The sequence below is a fragment of the Helicobacter pylori genome (assembly GCA_008032935.1).
GTDB lineage: Bacteria > Campylobacterota > Campylobacteria > Campylobacterales > Helicobacteraceae > Helicobacter > Helicobacter pylori_CX.
In genome coordinates, this window is record CP032039.1 from 846,417 (window position 1) to 865,789 (window position 19,373).

Below are 19,373 nucleotides of genomic sequence, written 5' to 3' on the forward strand. Positions count from 1 at the left end.
CACTACAATCAATGCGCCTCACACCAATCACTTAGAAGAGTCTTGATTTTTAATAGCAATATCTAGCTTGTTGAAAGGGATTTCAATGTGGTTAGCGTCTAGGGCGTTTTTGATGCGTTCAATGAGTTCGCTGCGCACATTAAAGATCCCATCTTCAATCTTTGCCCAAACTCTAATGGTGAAATTCAATGAGCTGGATCCAAAATCCGTGATTCCAATAAAAGTGGGCATGTTTTTATCAATTTTTTCCATTGCATCAATAACATCTTTTATCGTCTTATGCACTAGTTCAATATCGCTCCCATACCCTACCCCACAAACCCATTCAATGTGCCGACACGCCGTGTTATTGCTATTGATAATATTAGAATTAGCGACACTTCTATTGGGCAAAACCGCCAAACGCCCGTCATGCAAGCGTAAAGAGGTATTAAAAAAATTAAGCGCTTCTACTTTGCCCTCTAGGCCAGAGATTTCAATGATGTCTCCTTTTTTGAAAGGGTGTAAAATGATAAGGATTATCCCTCCAGCAATGCTTGAAAGGTAATCTTTTAAAGCCAACGCCACCGCAATCCCCACCGTTCCTAAAACAGTGATAATAGAGGTGGTTTGCACGCCTAGCGTGCTGAGTGCAATGATTGTGGTGATGATAAGGATTAAGATAAAAGTAACCTGCGCGACAAAATTCGCTAAAATCTCATCCTTTTTGGATAAAAGCTTCATGGTTTTGTTCCGTAAGAAAAACGAAAAATAAAAACCTATACAAAAGACAACAATAGCCTTGATTAAGATTATCCCAAAATGCTTTGCCTGCGGGAAAAAATCCACTAACAGCGTTTTAATTTCATCCATAAATCTTTCCTTTTAAAATCAATTGATTAACTTTCCCATAAAGTTCCAATCTTTTCTGCGAATATTTAATAGTGAAGCTTTGAAGTGCGCTATTGGATAGAATTTTGTTTTTTGAAATAGTTCCATTAGGAATGCACAGACAGGGTTGATTAGAATCGTTGCGATCGGCAAGAATCCCTTTTAATGGTGGCATGAAGATCCTTTTTTAGAATAATTTTACAATAATTTTGCCAAAAATTTTTTTGAGCGCTTCCTTTTATAATAAAAACAGCTCGCTTTATAACAAGCCCTCAAAGATACTTATAAAATCATAAAACACAATAAATAATAAAACCATAAAACCCTAAAAACCCCTAAACAAACAAAACAATGAGTCAATAATGAAATAAGATAAAAAGCAAGATTAAAAAAACATTTCCCTATCCCTGCACCGACCTACATTCCCACTCTTGAAAAGAGCAGTATTATCAGCGATGAAGAGCTTGACTTCCAGGTTCGGAATGGTTAACTGGGTAGTTTCTCTTCTCTAAAAAAATCCGCTAAATGCTCTAAATGCGCCTTTTTTTGATGGAGCAAAATTTTAAAAGAGCGGTGCAATTTCACATTAAACCCATCAAGTCTTTGCAACCATTCATCGCTGCTAGGGAGTAAAATCTCCATCGCGTTTGAAGGCGTAGAAGCCCTTAAATCCGCCACCAAATCGCTCAATAAAAAATCGCTCTCATGCCCAATAGCTGACATGCTGAAAGTTTTAGCCAAACAATATCCATAGCTTTTGGAAAGGGCTTTTTTTGCACATAGCTGTCATCCGCGGTCTCATTCGTTCCATATTCTTCTTTATCCATGCCCTTTAATTTCACATAGCCCCCAAGCGGGATCAAAGACAGAGCGAATTGCGTGCCAAAAAGCTTAAAAAAACAGAGCTTTTTACCAAAACCAATGCTAAATACTTCTACCTTCACCCCACAAATCCTAGCGATAACAAAATGCCCTAGCTCATGGACAAAGATTAAAAACGCCAGCATCAAAACCGCTACAATGAACATCATACCCCACCGCTTACACGACGCTTCCCTGAAATATTGTTGGAATTTTTTCTCATCTCATGGCCATTAGCATAGCTTCTTGGGGTGGAAAACAGCAAAACTAACACGCCTGCCATTTGCTTTTTAAGAAAGAATGGCAAGCGTATTGAGATCCTAGACTATCATGGTTTAAGCTATGAGACATTAAGAGAGAAATTGTTAGAATGCGCCGCAGCAAGAAACAAAATGGACGACCTAGAAAGAAACAAAAGCTACAAAAGGAGGCGTTGGAGCTAGGATTAACCTATGAAGACTATAAAAAACAAATAGAGCAAAATAGGGTGCATGAGGGCTTATTATCGTTTTAAGCAACCTAAAAAGAACGCGGGGCGTGGGTAAAACCATGACCTTTTTTTGTTATAATAAGCAAAGAAAACAAAAAACAAGATAAAACTAAAGGAGCAAATAAGACCATAACGCCTATTGGCATAAACAGAGAGCAAGAGCTATGTTTTAATAGATAACCATGATAGTTGGGCGGTATCGTCTTGGAGTTTAGAAAACATGGAAGCACATAATCTAAAATCAACATTAGAAGCATTGGCTATTGATTTTGTCAAATCAGAGCAAGTCAATCAGGAGTGAAAAAAAAGGGGCGAGCAAAGAATGAAACAAGACAAAGCCGAGCGTAAGCATTGGTCTTGTTGCGAGCGTGTTAGAAGACTCATAAAGCTAATGAGCGAGAGTTTTTCACTGATGCGTGCGATTTCTTGAAAAAAGATTATCAAAGAAAGTGATGGATTGTCTGATAAAATCATTGCTATTATCAATTATTTTGATGGGAAAAATAATCCGTATTTGATGAGATGTGAGGCTCAATCAAATTAAAAATGTATTGACTTCCCAAATCTATAACGGAGTTTATGAATTTATGCAAGCATGAAAAACAAAGCCCTTGATTTTTGCCAAATGAGTTTCTAGCGTTTTATTGACTAGGGGGTGCTTTGGGATATTCCCCTTTAAGCACTTTAAAATCTCTCTAAACGCTCTAAAAATCAGCATAACGAAAAATCAAAGTTTTAAAATCAAAGCTTCTTAATTTTATTCTAAAAAAATAAATGAGAGCAAACCCAACAAACCGCTTTATTATGACCCTATAAAAATAGGGGGGAAAGCGAGATCTGCAATCAATCTTGCTGGATCCTTATGGCTGTGGGTGTGGATAGTTCTTCTTCAGTGGGGATTCTTAAAAAATCGCTATTACCCACTTTTCTTGTTTGTTTCACCACAGGCTGAGAGGGCGTAGCGATAGATTCCAAACCCGCTCCACCGCTGTTTCTTTCAGCACCGGTTGCAATGATAGTAACGCGTACATGATCAATGGGGATACTCTCGCTCGTGTGTTGGCCAAACTTAACATCAACATCTTGATTGGCTCGTTCTTGAATAGATATGCAAGCTTGAGAATAAGCATACATAGGGTAATCAGGGTGGTGCTCAAAAAAGACAATAATGCTCTTAGCCCCATCAATAGAAGCGTCATCAAGAAGAGGCGATTGGATCGCATTTTCCACCGCTAATTTAGCGGATTCTTCGCCAGTGGCCTCACCAATACCCATTAACGCAAAGCCTTTAAAACCAAGAGCGCTTTTTAAATCGGAAAAATCAACATTAATATCACCGGGTTTAGTGATGATCGTAGAAATGCCGCTCACAGCCCTAACCAAGACATCATCAACTTCCTTGTAGCATTCTTTGGTGCTGGCGTTTTTTTTCATGGTCAAAAGAATTTTATCATTAGGGATAACCAAAATAGAATCGCTAGATTGCTCCAACTCCTTTAACCCCTCTTCGGCTTTCTTGCTTTTTTGAGACCCTTCGTATTTGAAAGGCTTGGTAACGATAGCAATCGTGAGCGCTCCCACTTCTTTTGCGATTTTAACGATAGTAGGGGTGGCTCCAGTCCCAGTCCCTCCTCCAAGCCCTGTAGAGACAATGACTAATTTGGCGTCCTTAATCGCTTCTCTAATTTCATTAGCGCTTTCTTCAGCGGCTTTCCTACCAATATCAGGAACCCCTCCAGCGCCTAAACCTCCAGTAGACTCTTTGCCTAAAAGGATTTTAACCGGAGCGGGATTGTTTTTGAGATGTTGGCCATCAGTGTTCGTTGCAATGGGGGTAACATCTTGATGCACGCCGTATTCAACCAGGTGTTTAATCATGTTAGACCCCCCACCTCCAACACCGATGACGACAATCTTAGCCCCTTTATAAGCTGGATCGCTTACTTCTTCAATATCCGCTTGACCAATATTATAATTTTCCATCTCTGATTGATGAACCATAGCCACATTCCCCTTGAGATACGATTTTTGCAAATCTTAAACTTTGATAAATAGCTAGAGAATTATACCATGTTTTCTAGCTTTTGATAACTATCAAGGCGTTTTTATCGCATAAAGAAATGGCTGTATCTTAAAAGAGTTTGGAAATCTTATCAAGGAAACTTTTAAAAAAACCTTTTTGTTCGGTGGTTTTTATGGGTAAGAAGTCATCGTTTTTAGCGGTGTTTAAAGGAGTGCTAGAGGCTTTTAAATCGCTCAAATTCCTTTCTGTAGGCGATGAATGGATATGGGGGGCAGGGCTTGATTGGTGGGCTGTTCTTGTGTAATCATCGCTTTCATGGTAGCGGATAACCCCTTTAGAGTCTCTTTCATAATTGGTATGCCCCCCTGCTTTGTATAAAATCAAGCCAACCACGACTGAAAAGCGAGGATCTTTCAAGTCTTCAAACATGCCCATGATATTGTATTTTTCCACAGGGGCCGCCAAACGCACCGGGTAATTAGTGAAATGGGTTCTGGCTAGTTCTTTGATCCCTTTCATTAAAGCCATCCCACCGGTTAACACAACGCCCCCGCCCAAATGCTCTTCTAAGCCGCTATCCTGAATGCTCCTGTGGATGATTTTAAAAGTTTCTAAAGCCCTTTCCCTCATGATAGTTTGGATTTCACTGAGCGGCACAATATGGCTTTCATGACCATCAGAGCCGGTGGTAGGGATTTGGACATTTTGAGAGGGCGTTTCTTCTCCGCCTTCAAAAGAAAGATCCCCGTATTTGATCTTAACTTCTTCAGCGTAAGGGAATGGGGTGTTGAGCATGTGCGATAAATCCGTGGTTAAATGGTGAGAGCCTACGGGTAAGTATTTGTTATAGCGTATGGAATTGCCGCTATAAATCGTAAGGTTGCATGTCTCTCCGCCCATATCCACGCAAGCCACGCCCAATTCCCTTTCATCATTAGACAAGGTGGCAATCGAGGCTGCATAAGAATTGATCACGATGTTTTCAATCTCTACTCCAGATTGGATCATGATTTTTTCTAAATTTTCAATGTTGTTTTTTTCTGTATAGACAATATGGATAAAGACTTCTAAGCGAGTCCCGCTCATCCCTAAGGGGTCATTCACTTCTTGTTTGTCTAAAGTGAAGCGATAGGGGAGAGCATGCAAAATATGTTTATCGTTATCCAAGCCTGCTTTAGCGCATGCGTTATTGATAGCGCGATTGATTTCATCTATAGTAACCACATTGTCTTTAGTGCTAGCCACACCGGTGATATCTCTAATGCTTTCAGTATAAGCCCCAGAAAAAGAAACAATCGCTTTAGTTTTAGGGTAATACGATTCCCTAAAGGAGGAAATGGGGTTATTCCTGTCTTCATCAGCGTTCAAACCCGCCATTTTTTTAGCGCTATTGATCACTTCTTTAATGGCGTTAGAAGCGTGAGCAAGGCTATTGATACGCCCTCTTTTAATGGCTTTTGAATTGATTTCTTTGGAGTCTTGATGGGCTGTGCCAATGATGCGCAAAATCCCTTCTTTAAATTCAGCCACTATCGCGCAAATCTTTCTAGAGCCTATATCAACCCCTATAACGATTTCTTTATGTTCCATGATTTCCCCTTGCATTTATTGAATGTATTTGACTATCTTATAGCGTTTTTTCAATTCTTCTATCAACGCTTTATCAAAAAAATCCGTTTTAGTGTTATTGACTAAACGCTGCATATACTGGCTTTCTTCTGCACTAAAGGAGTGGTTGAAATTTTGTTCTGTGATTTGATAAAGCACCACTTTATTACCAATAGTAATAAACCCCTTTTTTTCTTGGCGGTTAAAAAGGGTGTTGATAAACTTAGCGCTTTCTTCTTGGTTAAGTTCGCTAATAGTGCCTCCAAAATTAGGGCTTACATAGCCCACGCTTTTGCCTTTAAAATCCTTAAGCTTTTCTTTAGCTAAAGCTTGCAACGCCATAAGGGTTTTTTCTTGAGTTAGGCGGGTTTTAAGAGCGCTTTTAGCTTCATTAAAATTCTGCAATTCGTCTTTAATTTGAGAGATGAGTTGCACCACAATAAAACCATCTTTAAAAGGCTCTGGTTTTAGGATTTCAAGGGGTTTGAGAGCGGTGAGTTTTTGCGTGATTTCAGCAGTATAGGGGGAGTTGTTCTCTTCAAAATCTTGTGTGGTGTAGTTTTGCGCGTTCGCTTTTTTTAGAGCGATATAGCTCCTTAAGGCTTTTTCATTCGCTTTTTGCATGCTTAAATCATGCTTGACTTGCTCTTGAACGCTTTTAAAATCCTGCAATTTCCCCTCTTTGTCCAAATAAGACACCTTGTTTTTATGGTAGTATTCCTCCAACTCTTTCAAATCAGGTTTTTCCAAACTAGCGTCAAAATATAAAGAGCGTGTTTTAAAGCTTGTGGGCTTTTTAAAATCCTTTTTATGAGACTCGTAATATTTTTTCATCTCTTCTTCATTAAGAGAGATTTTAACATCATTAGGGTTTAGGATAAGAATGTCTAATTTGTCTTGCAATTTTGCCCAAAGCGATAGGCTGGATTGCTCCAAAGGGGTAGTGGTTTTGGGGAAGAGAGCGCTGATTTTTTGAAGGATTAAAAGCCTTTCAACGCTTTCTTCAAAGTGTTTAGGGCGGTAATGGCTTTGCTTTAAGATATTCTTATACAATTCTTCATCAAAAACGCCATCTTTTTGAAAAACGCTCGTTTTTCTGATCTCTTTGGCCACTTCTCGCTTTGTAGCGCCAAGCCCTAAATCTAAAGCGAGATTCCTCAATAAGGCTTGATTGATGAGCGAATCTAGAGCGCTTTTTTCTAAATGCATGGCTTTGATTTGATCTTCAGTGAGTTCTTTAAAATCAGGGATAGACTCAGCATATGCGTCTTTAAGGCGGCGGTATTCTTGGGCTAATTCTTCTTGAGAAATCTTAATCTGTCCCACTTTGGCAGCGCTATCGCTATCTAAAGAAAAGCTGTATTGCCCCCAACCTATCATTCCGGCGGCAATAAAAGCGATCGTGCTTATCCATATTGTAACCACTAAATACTTTCTATGATTTTGCATCCATTCAATCATAAGAACTCTAATCCCTTTAAAAAATCAAAAATGTGAAATTCAGGTTTAAACAACCTTATAGTAAAATCAAATAACCTTATTTTAACCAAAGGTTATTAAAATTATCCTTATTATAGAGAGTTTTTAACATGAATTTTCAAGAAAATTTAGCCGCTTTGGATTTGGAGTATCTTTGGCACCCTTGCTCGCAAATGCAAGAGCATCAAAATTTCCCCATTATCCCCATTAAAAAGGCTCAAGGGATTTACCTCTATGATTTTAATGATAACGCTTACATGGATTTGATCAGCTCATGGTGGGTGAATCTTTTTGGGCATAATAACGCCTACATCAGCCAGCAGCTTAAAAATCAAATTGATGATCTAGAGCATGTCCTTTTGGCTTCTTTTAGCCATAAGCCCATTATCACGCTCTCTCAAAGGCTTTGCCAGCTCACTCATATGGACAAATGCTTTTATGCGGATAACGGCTCATCTTGTGTTGAAATCGCTTTGAAAATGAGCTATCACGCCCATTTTTTAAAGAATCAAACACGCCCTAAAAAGCTTTTTTTATCGCTTTCTAATTCCTATCATGGCGAGACTTTGGGAGCGTTAAGCGTGGGCGATGTGAAACTTTATAAAGACACTTACACCCCTTTATTGCTCAAGAATCTCACCACGCCCGTGCCTAAAAACGACAATGAAATAGAAAATAGTTTGAACGCTTTAAAGCGTTTGTTAGACAAGCATCATGAAGAAATTTGCGCCTTCATTGCAGAACCTCTTTTGCAATGCGCAGGGAATATGCATATTTATAGCGCGAAGTATTTAAAACAAGCCGTTTTGTTGTGCAAGCAAAAAAATATCCACATTATTTTTGATGAAATCGCTACCGGGTTTGGGCGCACAGGGAGCATGTTTGCTTATGAGCAATGCGAGATTGAGCCTGATTTTTTATGCTTGTCTAAGGGGATTAGTGGGGGGTATTTGCCTTTAAGCGCGCTATTAACCCGCAATGAAATCTATAACCAATTTTACGCCCCTTATGAAGAAAATAAAGCGTTTTTGCATTCGCACAGCTACACAGGAAACGCCCTGGCATGCGCATGCGCGAACGCCACGCTGGATATTTTTGAAAAAGAAAATGTTATTGAAAAAAACAAGGCTTTAAGCGAGTTTATTTTTAGAACGCTCCAAAACGCGTTAAAACCCTTGATAGAGCAGCAAGTGGTGTCTAACTTAAGGCATTTGGGCATGGTCTTTGCCTTTGAAGTTTTTCTTCAAACCAAAGAGCGTTTGAGTTTGGCGGTTTTTAAAAAAGCTCTAAAAAAAGGCTTGTTATTACGCCCTTTAAACAACACGATCTATCTCATGCCCCCTTATATTATCACGCATGAAGAAATCACAAAGGCGGTTGCGGGGTTAGTGGAAGCGATTGATGAATTAAAAAAGGCTGAAAACAAATAGTAAAGAGCTTGAATTTTAGTCAAGCGATAGCCTCTTTTTCTCTTTGATTTTAAAAATCAAGCTTTTCACTTGATATTAAGCCTATTCAATCAAACCTATTCAATGATTTTAGGCACAACGAAGTAATGATCTTGGCTGTGTTTGTTGTGGCTTAAAATCTCTTTGGCGATGTTAGGTTGGCTTTTAGGTTCGTCTTCTCTTAAGGGGGTGCATAGCTCTGTATCCGTTTTTAGTGCATGAGTTTCTAAAGCGAAGATGTTTTCTACAAAGCCTAAAACCTCCGCTAGATGGCCTTTAACGCTCTCTTTATGCTCGTCTTTAATCTCTAACATGCTCAATTTTTCCAAGCGTTGCAATAATGTGTCATCAATTTGCATTCTTTTCCTTTAGTTTAAAATAGGGGTTCGTCCATCGTTGCTGGGGCTTTAAGGCCCATGAGTTTTAACACGCTGCTAGCGATATTGTTTAAGGCTCCGTTTTTAATGGATTTGACTCCATCTCCTAAAATAAAGCAATACACGCTCCCAGCGGTGTGGTTGGTTAAGGGGTTTTGGTTTTCATCTTTCATGCGCTCGCAATTCCCATGATCGCTGGTTAAAAGCATGGCGTAATCCAATTCTTTAGCCAGTGAAAGGATTTCCCCTAAGCATGCATCCACTGCTTCTACCGCTTTAATACTCGCTTCAAAATTCCCTGTATGCCCCACCATGTCGCCATTGGCAAAATTCACAATGATCAAATCCGTGCCTAGTTTCATTTGCTCTAACACCGCAAGGGTTACTTCTTTAGCGCTCATTTCAGGCTTTAAATCATAAGTGGTAACTTTAGGGCTTTGGATAAGCACTCGGTTTTCATTTTTAAAAGGCGTCTCCACTCCGCCATTGATGAAAAAGGTTACATGCGCGTATTTTTCAGTCTCAGCGATATGGCTTTGGGTCAGGTTGTGTTGAGACACCACTTCAGCGAGCGTGTTTTGAACGCTTTCTTTAGGGAATAAAACAGGGTAGGGGAAAGTGTTGTCATAAGGCGTCATGGTAGCGATATGGAGTTTTTTAAAAGCTTGGCGCTTAAAGCCGCTAAATTCCTTTTGGCCTAAAGCGCTCACGATTTCTCTAGCCCTATCGTTCCTGAAATTGATAAAAATGAAGCTTTCACCATCTTGCATGCCGCAATAATCTTTAAAACAAGCGGGCATGATAAATTCATCGGTGATATTTTTATCGTATTGGCTTTGGATATATTCGCTAGGGCTTAAAGGCGTGTGGTTAAGCCCCATTAAGCTATGATATGCAAGTTCAATCCTTTCAAAGCGCTTATCCCTATCCATCGCATAAAAACGGCCACCTATGGTAGCGATTTGAATGTTTTCATTGCAGATATTTTGCATTTGTTTTAAATAAGTTAAAGCGCTTTTAGGAGCGACATCGCGCCCATCGGTGATTAAATGCAGACAGACTTTTTTATGGGATTTTTCACACTCTAAAGCCAGAGCGATAAAATGCTCAATGTGTGAATGCACGCCCCCATCGCTCATCAAACCCATAAGATGCACCACAGGGCTTTTTTGGATCGTGTTTAAAAAAGCGGGGTTGTTTTTTAATCCATCGTTTTGAAGGCTTAAAGAAATTTTGACTAAATCCTGATACAGCACCCTACCAGCCCCAATGCACATATGCCCCACTTCAGAATTTCCCATTTGCCCCTTAGGTAAGCCCACGCTCAAGCCATGCGTATCAATCAGGCTATAAGGCAAGGTTTTAAACATCAAATTATAAGTGGGTTTTTTGGCATGGAAGAAAGCGTTATGATCGCTATCTTTACGATACCCAATGCCATCAGTGATAATCAAAAGAGTTTTTTGCGCCATTTTTAGGACTTTTTAAAGCTCTTGCATGAGAGTGATGTGGTTAGCTAAAATCGCATTCCTTTGCCCTGGAGAGCAATTTTTGCACATTTCTTTATTTTTGGAATTTTTAGAAGCGGTTTTGGTGTTGTTTTTAACGCTGATATTATTTTTAGAGGAGCGTTTTGGACTCGCTTTAGCCGGTTTTTTTGGGCTTTTTTTAGCGGGCGCGAAATCAGTGCTGTTGATTTGAGCGAAATACATGGGTTTATCTTTTTCTTTTTCTAGCGGCTTCTTAATGGCTTGCTCGCTAGCTGCCTCTTTCATTTCTTGAGATTTTTGCGTTTGAGTTTCCTCTATTTGAGATTTTTCTATTTGAGATTTTTGGGCGGCTAAAGTTTGGGGCATGGCGTTGCCGATAGGGTCTAAATCTAGGTTGCTATTAGCGCTTTTTTGCAATTCTTGGTCATTACTAGACTGCGAATCAAAGATTTTAGATTCTTTCAAACGCCTGATCCTGTCTTGTATCTCTTCGTAATATTTTTCAGCATCAGCGTTAGACTTCTCGTTTTTTTCCCAACGACTGCCCTTGTTGTAAGATTTAATCATGTCTTTTAGATTGTCATGGTAGCGTGTTTTCCAATAGAGCAACTCTTTTAAAGCCACTTCAGAAGCAAACGCATCGTCTTTAATGAGCAATTCCCCCATCACATTACGCAAAAAGGGGCTATCATTATGCCCATAGCTTTTTAGAACGCTTGGGATATAAGAATGATACACGCCCGCGCTCGGATCCGAAAAATTGATTTTATAAACCCCTGCACATGATTCTTTCCATGCAATGCCTGCCATTTCATAGCCTAAATTTTCTTTAGAGCCGAATTGATAGGCGGCTTTTAAGACTTCTTTTTGCTTAGCGTTAAAGTCTTTAAGGTTGTCGCAATTGGTCATCATGACTTTAGTAACGGGCGATTTGGGTTTGTTTTTAACCCCCTTAGCGGGCTTAGGCTCTGTTTTAGTGGGGCTTTCTGCTGCAACTAAGCTTAAAGATGCACTTAAGGCTGTGCCTAGCCATAAGGCTTTAAAAAGGGTGTGAGTGAGTGGGGTTAAATGTTTCAAAACGCCTACCTTTTGTATTTAAAAAATAAACTAAACTAAAAATAAATTCAAGTATAATTCTAACATGATTTAGTCTTAAAAGTGATTTTGTTTTTTAGGGAGAATTGAGATTTTGCATTCAGATGAATTGTTAGTAGAGATTTTAGTTGAAGAATTGCCCGCACAAGCGTTATTGAATGAATATAAACAAATGCCTAAAAAACTCCACGCTCTTTTTCAAAAACGCGCTTTAGAAGTGGGAACTATAGAGGTTTTTTACACCCCTAGGCGCTTGTGTTTGTTTATCAAAGACTTTCCTCTTTTAACCCAAGAAACTAAAGAGGAATTTTTTGGACCTCCCGTTAAAATCGCATGCAATCATCAAGATAAAACGCAGGGGTTGAACGCTCTAGGTTTAGGGTTTTATCAAAAATTAGGACTAAAGGATCCCAAGCATTTCCAAACAGCGTTTAAAAACAATAAAGAGGTGCTTTATCATGCTAAAATCCATGAAAAAGAGCCTACAAAAGATTTAATCATGCCCATTGTGTTAGAGTTTTTAGAGGGTTTGAATTTCGGGAAGTCTATGCGTTGGGGCAATGTGGAAAAAAGCTTTATCAGACCTATTCATAATATTTGCGTGTTGTTTAATGGGGAAGATTTTAACGGTATTGAAGTCAAAGAGTATGGCTTTAAAACCAAGCAAGCCACCAAAGTGCACCGACAAGAGGGTTTTGATTTTATTGAAGTGGATAGCCCTAAAGCGTATTTTGAAGTTTTAGAAAAAAACCATGTCATTTTAGACCCTAAAAAGCGCGAAGCTAAAATCTTACAAGAAATTAAAGAGCTAGAAACAAAGCACCACATCATCGTGGAAATAGATAGGGATCTATTAGATGAAGTTGTAGCGATCACAGAATACCCCAGCGCGCTTTTAGGGGAGTTTGACAAGGCGTTTTTAAAATTACCCAGTGAAATCATCATCACTTCCATGAAAGAAAACCAGCGCTATTTTGCGGTCTTTAGTCAAAAAAGCCAAGAAGAAAGCCCAACATTGCACAACGGCTTTATTGTGGTGAGTAACGCTATCAATAAAGACAAGCAAAAAATCATTTTAGGCAATCAAAAGGTTTTAAAAGCCCGTTTGAGCGATGCGGTTTTCTTTTATGAAAACGATCTCAAAAAGCCCTTAGATAATGCCCCTTTAGAGAGCGTGGTTTTTGTGCAAGGTTTAGGGACTTTAAAAGATAAAATGGAGCGAGAATCAATCATCGCTCAATGCTTGACGCAAAAATACCTTTCATCTTTAAACATGCCTTTAGAAAAAGCCCTTGAGTTGGTTAAAAGAGCCGTTCAGATCGCTAAAGCGGATTTACTCAGTGAAGTGGTGTATGAATTTAGCGAGCTTCAAGGGATCATGGGCTATTACTACGCTTTAAAACAAAACGAAAACGAATTGGTCGCTTTGAGTGTGAAAGAACAGTATTTGCCCGCAAGCGAAAACGCTCCCTTGCCCTCTAGCGTTTTCAGTTCAATCGTGGCTTTGAGCTTGAAAATAGACAGCCTGTTTTCTCTTTTTAGCGTGGGTAAAATCCCTAGCGGATCTAAAGATCCTTTTGCTTTGAGGCGCTTGAGTTTTGGGCTATTGAAAATCATCGCGCATTACGGGTTAGAATTTGATTTGAAAGCGGATTTGAAAAATCTCTTTGAAAAAGTGGCCGTTTATCAAAGCTTTGATTTAGAAATTTTAGAAAAGTTTTTACTGGAGCGCTTTAATAATCTAATAGATTGCAACCCCTCTATCATAAGGAGCGTGTTAAACACCAACGAGCGAGACATCGTTAAAATCATTCAAAAAGTCAAGGCCTTAAAACGCTTTTTAGACGATCCTAAAAACGCTCAAAAAAAAGAGTTGCTTTTTAGCGCTTTCAAACGCTTAGCCAATATCAATAAAGACAGAAACCTTAACGAATCAAGCGGGTTTTCTACGAGTCTTTTCAAAGAACCAGAAGAGCATGCCCTTTTTGAAGCGTTCAATGCGATCAAAACGAGCGCTTTTGAGAGTTTGGATAGCAAAATAGAAGCTTATTTCAGTTTGCATGCGCCTTTAGAAGAGTATTTTAAAAGCGTGTTAGTGATGGATAAAGATATAGAAATCCAAAAAAATCGTAAAAATTTCTTGTGGGGCGTGTATCAAAGTTTCTTAGAAATTGGGGATATTAAAGAAATTGCGATTTAATGCTATCAAACGCAAAGTCCAGCGTTTTTTAGGGGTCGTTTCTCTTATAAGCATGTTGAGTGTGGGCATGCTTAGCGCGAAAACCTTTACCCTACAAGAGTTTTTTAAAGAAGTAGAAACCAACTCTATGGAGCTGATCGGTAAAAAAGCCGATTTTAAAAGCCGTTTGAATGAGCAACGCTCCGTGAACGCTTGGGATTTCCCCTATATTTATAATGAAACTTCTATGGTGAAAAACTTCCAAGGCATTGTAGAAGCGCAGCCCAGAACCCTTTTAATGGTAAGGCCCAAGCTCCCATGGGTGAGCTCGCTTTTATCCAAAAGCCTTTCTATTAAAACCATTCAATACGATAAAAGCTATCAATTGAATAAAAATCTCGCTTTTATTGGCGCTAAACGCTTATATTTGACTTATGTGATGACTAAAGAAAAGTATCAGGTGTATGCGCAGCGGGAAGCGAACTTTTATTCGCAGCTCAAAATCGCTAAAGAAAAAGTCAAAGCCGGCAGCATGAGCGAAAAGGATTATATCAACTTCAATAATTCTTATTTGGAATCCAAACTCGCTAAAACCAATGTGGAAACCAAACTCATAGATTTAGAAAAAATGCTAGACACGATGCTTGCGATTGTGGAGCCGGTCAAAGAGGGGGCGCATTTTGACACTTATTTAGACCATTTGCATGACGTCAAGGTGATCGGTTTGGATTTTGAATACGTGCGATTAGAACCTGAAGCTTTAAAGTTTAAATTGGATCGCTCGTTGTATGTGGATATTTTGGATCTAACGGCTAAAGATTATCAAGTGAATGCGAAATTGGCTAATAGAGACGTGTTTAATGCATTTGAATTTGGGATTGGCTCTGAAAGCTATAACTCTTCAACCAATCTTTCTATAGAAGTGCATATCCCTTTACCGGTAACGCCTAAAAACATCTATCAAAAGCGTAAATTCTTGGATTTGCAAAGCGGGACGCTCGCGCAAAATGAAGTGATGAAACGAAACATTAGAATCAACGCCAATTCCTACTTAAACCAGCTCAAAACCAAAGAAGCATACATTGAAACCCAAAAAGAAGCCATTGCCAATAAGAAGCGTTTGATGGAAATGGGGCGCATCGCTTATGAAGCCCAAAAAATCGGGCTTTTTGAATACTTGATTTATCAAAATTCTTACATGGACGCTCTCATCACTCTAGCGGAAGCCAAGATTGAATACATTGATATTAGCGCGCTTTTAGAAGAGACTTTAGGGGAGAGCTTGACCAGATTAGGAGAATTGCATTGAAGCGGGCGTTATGGTGGCTTATGTTAATGGGCGTTTTTTCAATGGGTGTTTTTTTGGAAGCCAAAGAGTATCCAGAAATTGTTTTAGAAGAAAAAAACTTGCAACCCATGGGGTTAAAGGTGATTAAATTAGATAAAGAGATTTTTAGTAAAGGGCTTCCTTTTAACGCTTATATTGATTTTGATAGTAAAAGCTCTGTGGTGCAGAGTTTGAGTTTTGATGCGTCTGTGGTCGCTGTTTATAAAAGAGAGGGCGAGCAGGTGAAGGCTGGAGATGCGATCTGTGAAGTGAGCTCTATTGATTTGAGCAATTTGTATTTTGAATTGCAAAACAACCAAAATAAATTAAAAATCGCTAAAGATATTACTAAAAAAGATTTAGAGCTTTATAGGGCCGGTGTCATTCCTAAAAGAGAGTATCAAACGAGCTTTCTAACCAGTGAAGAAATGGGCTTAAAGGTGGAACAATTAGAGAGCGCGTTTAAAAGCTTTGGCGTGGATCCCAAAAACCCTAAAGGGCAGTATGGTTTTAGGATTGTGGCTAGAGATGGCGGTCTTTTAGCGTTAGCGCCTAAAAATGTGGGCGAGAAGATTCTGGCTTTCACTAGCTACGTGCGTATTTCAAAAAGCGATGATTTGATCGCTCAAATCAAATTGCCTGTAGGCGTTTCTAAAACCATTAAAAGGGATTCGCCAGTCTATAATGAAGAGGGGGAAAAAATCGGGAAGATCCAAAGCGTTTCGGTGGTTTTAGACAAAGGCTCTAACACGATTTTAGCCACCGCTTTATTAGATGAGGGCAATTACCATGTGGGGGAAATGGTAGAAATGTATATTCAAGGCTCTCAACCTAAAGACTCCGTTTTAATCCCTTCAAACGCTTTAATCAGGAATGGGAAAGATTACCTGGTGTTTGTGAGGACGCCTAAAGGTTTTAGGCCTGTGGCGGTTCAAGTTTTAGAAGAGCGCAGCAAGATTTTTATCGTGAGCGCTCAAAATTTACACCCCAATGACAGCGTGGCAGTGGGGTCATTGATAGGGTTAAAAGGCATGATCAACAATTTAGGGGAGGAATAATGCTCGCTTCCATTATTGAATTTTCCTTACGCCAAAGAGTGATCGTGATTGTTGGCGCAATTCTTATTTTGTTTTTTGGGACTTATAGTTTTATCCACACTCCAGTGGACGCTTTCCCGGATATTTCGCCCACTCAAGTTAAAATCATTTTAAAACTCCCCGGCTCTAGCCCTGAAGAAATGGAAAATAACATCGTGCGCCCTTTAGAACTAGAGCTTTTAGGCTTAAAGGGGCAAAAATCTTTAAGGAGCGTTTCAAAATATTCTATTTCAGACATCACGATAGATTTTGATGACAGCGTGGATATTTATTTAGCGAGAAATATTGTTAATGAACGCTTGAGCAGCGTGATGAAAGATTTACCCGTTGGGGTTGAAGGGGGCATGGCGCCCATTGTTACGCCCTTATCGGACATCTTTATGTTCACCATTGATGGCAACATCACTGAGATAGAAAAACGACAGCTTTTAGACTTTGTGATCCGCCCGCAATTAAGAATGATTAGCGGCGTAGCAGATGTCAATTCCATTGGAGGCTTTAGCAGGGCGTTTGTGATTGTGCCGGATTTTAATGACATGGCGAGACTTGGAGTGAGTATTTCTGATTTAGAATCGGCTGTGAGAGTGAATTTAAGAAACAGCGGAGCGGGGCGCGTGGATAGAGATGGCGAAACCTTTTTAGTCAAAATCCAAACCGCTTCTTTGAGTTTAGAAGACATTGGCAAAATCACCGTTTCCACGAATTTAGGGCATTTGCACATTAAGGATTTTGCGAAAGTCATCAGCCAGTCTCGCACCCGCTTAGGGTTTGTCACTAAAGATGGCACGGGCGAGACCACAGAAGGCTTAGTGCTTTCTTTAAAAGACGCTAACACCAAAGAAATCATCACTCAAGTGTATCAAAAACTAGAAGAATTAAAACCCTTTTTACCGAGCGGCGTTTCCATTAATGTTTTTTATGATCGCTCAGAATTCACGCAAAAAGCCATTGCCACCGTTTCTAAAACGCTCATTGAAGCCGTTGTTTTAATCATCATCACGCTCTTTTTATTTTTAGGGAATTTGAGGGCGAGCGTGGCTGTGGGGGTGATTTTACCTTTAAGCTTGTCCGTGGCGTTTATTTTTATCAAGCTCAATAATTTGACTTTGAACTTGATGAGTTTGGGGGGGTTGATTATCGCTATAGGCATGCTCATTGACTCAGCCGTGGTGGTGGTGGAAAACGCTTTTGAAAAATTGAGCGCTAACACTAAAACCACTAAACTCCATGCGATCTATCGCTCATGCAAAGAAATCGCCGTTTCAGTGGTGAGCGGGGTGGTGATCATCATTGTGTTTTTTGTGCCGATTTTAACCTTGCAGGGGTTAGAGGGCAAGATGTTTAGGCCTTTAGCGCAAAGCATAGTGTATGCGCTTTTAGGCACTTTAGTTCTATCCATCACTATCATTCCTGTAGTGAGCTCTCTTGTTTTAAAAGCCACGCCCCATAGCGAAACCTTTTTAACGAGATTTTTAAACAAATTCTACGCCCCTTTATTGGAATTTTTTGTGCGTAACCCTAAAAAAGTGATTTTAGGAGCGTTTGTTTTTTTAGTGGCGAGCCTTTCTTTATTCCCTTTTGTGGGGAAGAATTTCATGCCCGCTTTAGATGAGGGCGATGTGGTTTTGAGCGTGGAAACCACCCCCTCTATTTCCTTAGATCAATCTAAAGATCTCATGTTAAACATTGAAAGCGCGATTAAAAAGCACATCAAGGAAGTTAAAAGCATTGTCGCGCGCACAGGGAGCGATGAATTGGGGCTGGATTTAGGGGGTTTGAATCAAACCGATACTTTTATTTCTTTCATCCCTAAAAAAGAATGGAGCGTTAAAACCAAAGATGAATTATTAGAAAAAATCACAGATTCCTTAAAAGACTTTAAGGGGATTAACTTTTCTTTCACCCAACCCATTGAAATGCGGATTTCTGAAATGCTTACAGGGGTTAGGGGGGATTTAGCGGTTAAGATTTTTGGAGATGATATTGGCGAATTGAATAAATTGAGCTTTCAAATCGCGCAAGCTTTAAAAGGGATTAAAGGCTCTAGTGAAGTTTTAACCACGCTTAATGAGGGTGTGAATTATTTGTATGTAACGCCTAATAAAGAAGCGATGGCGGATGTGGGGATCAGTAGCGATGAATTTTCCAAGTTTTTAAAATCCGCTTTAGAGGGCTTGATCGTGGATGTGATCCCTACAGGGATTTCACGAACCCCGGTGATGATCCGCCAAGAGAGCGATTTTGCAAGCTCTATCACTAAAATCAAAAGTTTAGCCTTGACTTCCAAATATGGCGTTTTAGTGCCTATCACTTCTATCGCTAAGATTGAAGAAGTGGATGGCCCTGTTTCTATCGTGCGTGAAAATTCAAGGCGCATGAGCGTGGTTCGCAGTAATGTGGTGGGGCGCGATTTAAATTCTTTCGTAGAAGAGGCTAAAAAAGTGATCGCTCAAAACATCAAACTCCCTCCTAGCTACTATATCACTTATGGGGGGCAGTTTGAAAACCAGCAACGGGCCAACAAAAGGCTTTCTACTGTTATCCCTTTAAGCATCTTAGCGATTTTTTTCATCCTCTTTTTCACTTTTAAAAGCATTCCTTTAGCCTTACTCATTCTTTTGAATATCCCTTTTGCGGTTACCGGAGGCCTTATTGCGTTGTTTGCGGTAGGGGAGTATATTTCCGTGCCAGCGAGCGTGGGCTTCATCGCTCTTTTTGGGATTGCGGTTTTAAACGGCGTGGTGATGATAGGCTATTTTAAAGAGCTTCTCTTGCAAGGAAAAAGCGTAGAAGAATGCGTTTTATTGGGCGCTAAAAGGCGTTTGAGGCCGGTTTTAATGACCGCTTGCATTGCCGGTTTGGGTTTGCTCCCTTTATTATTTTCTCATAGCGTGGGATCAGAAGTCCAAAAACCTTTAGCGATCGTGGTGCTTGGGGGCTTAGTCACCTCAAGCGCTCTAACCTTACTCCTACTACCGCCCATGTTCATGCTCATCGCTAAAAAGATTAAAATCAATTAAGGGATTTCA

General features: G+C 39.7%; 15 protein-coding genes and 2 pseudogenes. 6 read left to right on the forward strand and 11 right to left on the reverse strand.

The features are described 5' to 3' along the window. Positions 1 to 27: 27 nt before the first annotated feature. From D2C78_04290 to D2C78_04305, 4 genes and pseudogenes are all read right to left on the reverse strand, one after another. Positions 28 to 852 carry a mechanosensitive ion channel family protein gene (locus D2C78_04290; protein QEF35186.1) on the reverse strand — a complete coding sequence of 275 codons (825 nt, stop codon included), beginning with the start codon at positions 850 to 852 and terminating at the stop codon, positions 28 to 30. After that, positions 845 to 1,045 (reverse strand): hypothetical protein, encoded by a 201-nt coding sequence (locus D2C78_04295; GenBank protein QEF35187.1) that lies wholly within the window; start codon positions 1,043 to 1,045, stop codon positions 845 to 847. Before D2C78_04295 ends, D2C78_04290 begins: the two co-directional genes overlap by 8 nt. 311 nt (positions 1,046 to 1,356) lie before the next feature. Further along, positions 1,357 to 1,611: an exonuclease VII large subunit gene (locus D2C78_04300; GenBank protein QEF35188.1), complete on the reverse strand. Its 255-nt coding sequence runs from the start codon at positions 1,609 to 1,611 to the stop codon at positions 1,357 to 1,359. Positions 1,612 to 1,631: 20 nt separating this feature from the next. Next, positions 1,632 to 1,901 (reverse strand): annotated as a pseudogene (locus tag D2C78_04305) (RIP metalloprotease RseP). 81 nt (positions 1,902 to 1,982) lie between these two features. Here D2C78_04305 and D2C78_04310 point away from each other — a divergent pair. Further along, a pseudogene (locus D2C78_04310) lies at positions 1,983 to 2,245 on the forward strand (hypothetical protein). 267 nt (positions 2,246 to 2,512) lie between these two features. Here D2C78_04310 and D2C78_04315 read toward each other — a convergent pair. The 4 genes from D2C78_04315 to D2C78_04330 form a co-directional block, all read right to left on the reverse strand. Further along, positions 2,513 to 2,695 carry a hypothetical protein gene (locus tag D2C78_04315; GenBank protein QEF35189.1) on the reverse strand — a complete coding sequence of 61 codons (183 nt, stop codon included), beginning with the start codon at positions 2,693 to 2,695 and terminating at the stop codon, positions 2,513 to 2,515. Between the two features lie 369 nt (positions 2,696 to 3,064). Further along, the gene (gene ftsZ / locus D2C78_04320) at positions 3,065 to 4,222 is read right to left on the reverse strand and encodes a cell division protein FtsZ (GenBank protein QEF35190.1); all 1,158 of its coding nucleotides are present in this window, start codon (positions 4,220 to 4,222) and stop codon (positions 3,065 to 3,067) included. Positions 4,223 to 4,352: 130 nt separating this feature from the next. Beyond that, a complete protein-coding gene (gene ftsA / locus D2C78_04325) occupies positions 4,353 to 5,834 on the reverse strand; it encodes a cell division protein FtsA (protein QEF35191.1) in 1,482 nt (493 codons plus the stop codon). Between the two features lie 15 nt (positions 5,835 to 5,849). After that, positions 5,850 to 7,313, reverse strand: coding sequence for a peptidylprolyl isomerase (locus D2C78_04330; protein QEF35192.1), 1,464 nt, complete (start codon positions 7,311 to 7,313; stop codon positions 5,850 to 5,852). 128 nt (positions 7,314 to 7,441) lie between these two features. Between D2C78_04330 and D2C78_04335 the strand changes: the two genes are divergently transcribed. Further along, positions 7,442 to 8,761 carry an adenosylmethionine--8-amino-7-oxononanoate transaminase gene (locus tag D2C78_04335; protein QEF35193.1) on the forward strand — a complete coding sequence of 440 codons (1,320 nt, stop codon included), beginning with the start codon at positions 7,442 to 7,444 and terminating at the stop codon, positions 8,759 to 8,761. A gap of 95 nt (positions 8,762 to 8,856) precedes the next feature. Here the strand turns inward: D2C78_04335 and gatC are convergent, their stop codons facing one another. The 3 genes from gatC to D2C78_04350 are packed head-to-tail and all read right to left on the reverse strand — an operon-like array spanning position 8,857 to position 11,723. Next, positions 8,857 to 9,138 (reverse strand): Asp-tRNA(Asn)/Glu-tRNA(Gln) amidotransferase subunit GatC, encoded by a 282-nt coding sequence (gatC, locus tag D2C78_04340; GenBank protein QEF35194.1) that lies wholly within the window; start codon positions 9,136 to 9,138, stop codon positions 8,857 to 8,859. A 14-nt stretch (positions 9,139 to 9,152) separates the two neighbouring features. Further along, positions 9,153 to 10,628 (reverse strand): 2,3-bisphosphoglycerate-independent phosphoglycerate mutase, encoded by a 1,476-nt coding sequence (locus D2C78_04345; GenBank protein ID QEF35195.1) that lies wholly within the window; start codon positions 10,626 to 10,628, stop codon positions 9,153 to 9,155. Between the two features lie 12 nt (positions 10,629 to 10,640). Continuing rightward, the gene (locus D2C78_04350; GenBank protein QEF35196.1) at positions 10,641 to 11,723 is read right to left on the reverse strand and encodes a hypothetical protein; all 1,083 of its coding nucleotides are present in this window, start codon (positions 11,721 to 11,723) and stop codon (positions 10,641 to 10,643) included. A 112-nt stretch (positions 11,724 to 11,835) separates the two neighbouring features. Here D2C78_04350 and D2C78_04355 point away from each other — a divergent pair, with 112 nt between their 5' ends. From D2C78_04355 to D2C78_04370, 4 genes are read left to right on the forward strand one after another with little or no spacing between them, the layout of a single operon-like run. Continuing rightward, a complete protein-coding gene (locus D2C78_04355; protein ID QEF35197.1) occupies positions 11,836 to 13,941 on the forward strand; it encodes a glycine--tRNA ligase subunit beta in 2,106 nt (701 codons plus the stop codon). A gap of 46 nt (positions 13,942 to 13,987) precedes the next feature. After that, complete coding sequence (locus D2C78_04360) at positions 13,988 to 15,229, forward strand: hypothetical protein (protein QEF35815.1); 1,242 nt, start codon at positions 13,988 to 13,990, stop codon at positions 15,227 to 15,229. Then, positions 15,226 to 16,305: a sodium:proton antiporter gene (locus D2C78_04365; protein QEF35198.1), complete on the forward strand. Its 1,080-nt coding sequence runs from the start codon at positions 15,226 to 15,228 to the stop codon at positions 16,303 to 16,305. Before D2C78_04360 ends, D2C78_04365 begins: the two co-directional genes overlap by 4 nt. Next, a complete protein-coding gene (locus tag D2C78_04370; GenBank protein QEF35199.1) occupies positions 16,302 to 19,364 on the forward strand; it encodes an efflux RND transporter permease subunit in 3,063 nt (1,020 codons plus the stop codon). The genes D2C78_04365 and D2C78_04370 overlap by 4 nt, the downstream gene beginning before the upstream one ends. The last annotated feature ends 9 nt before the right edge of the window (positions 19,365 to 19,373 follow it).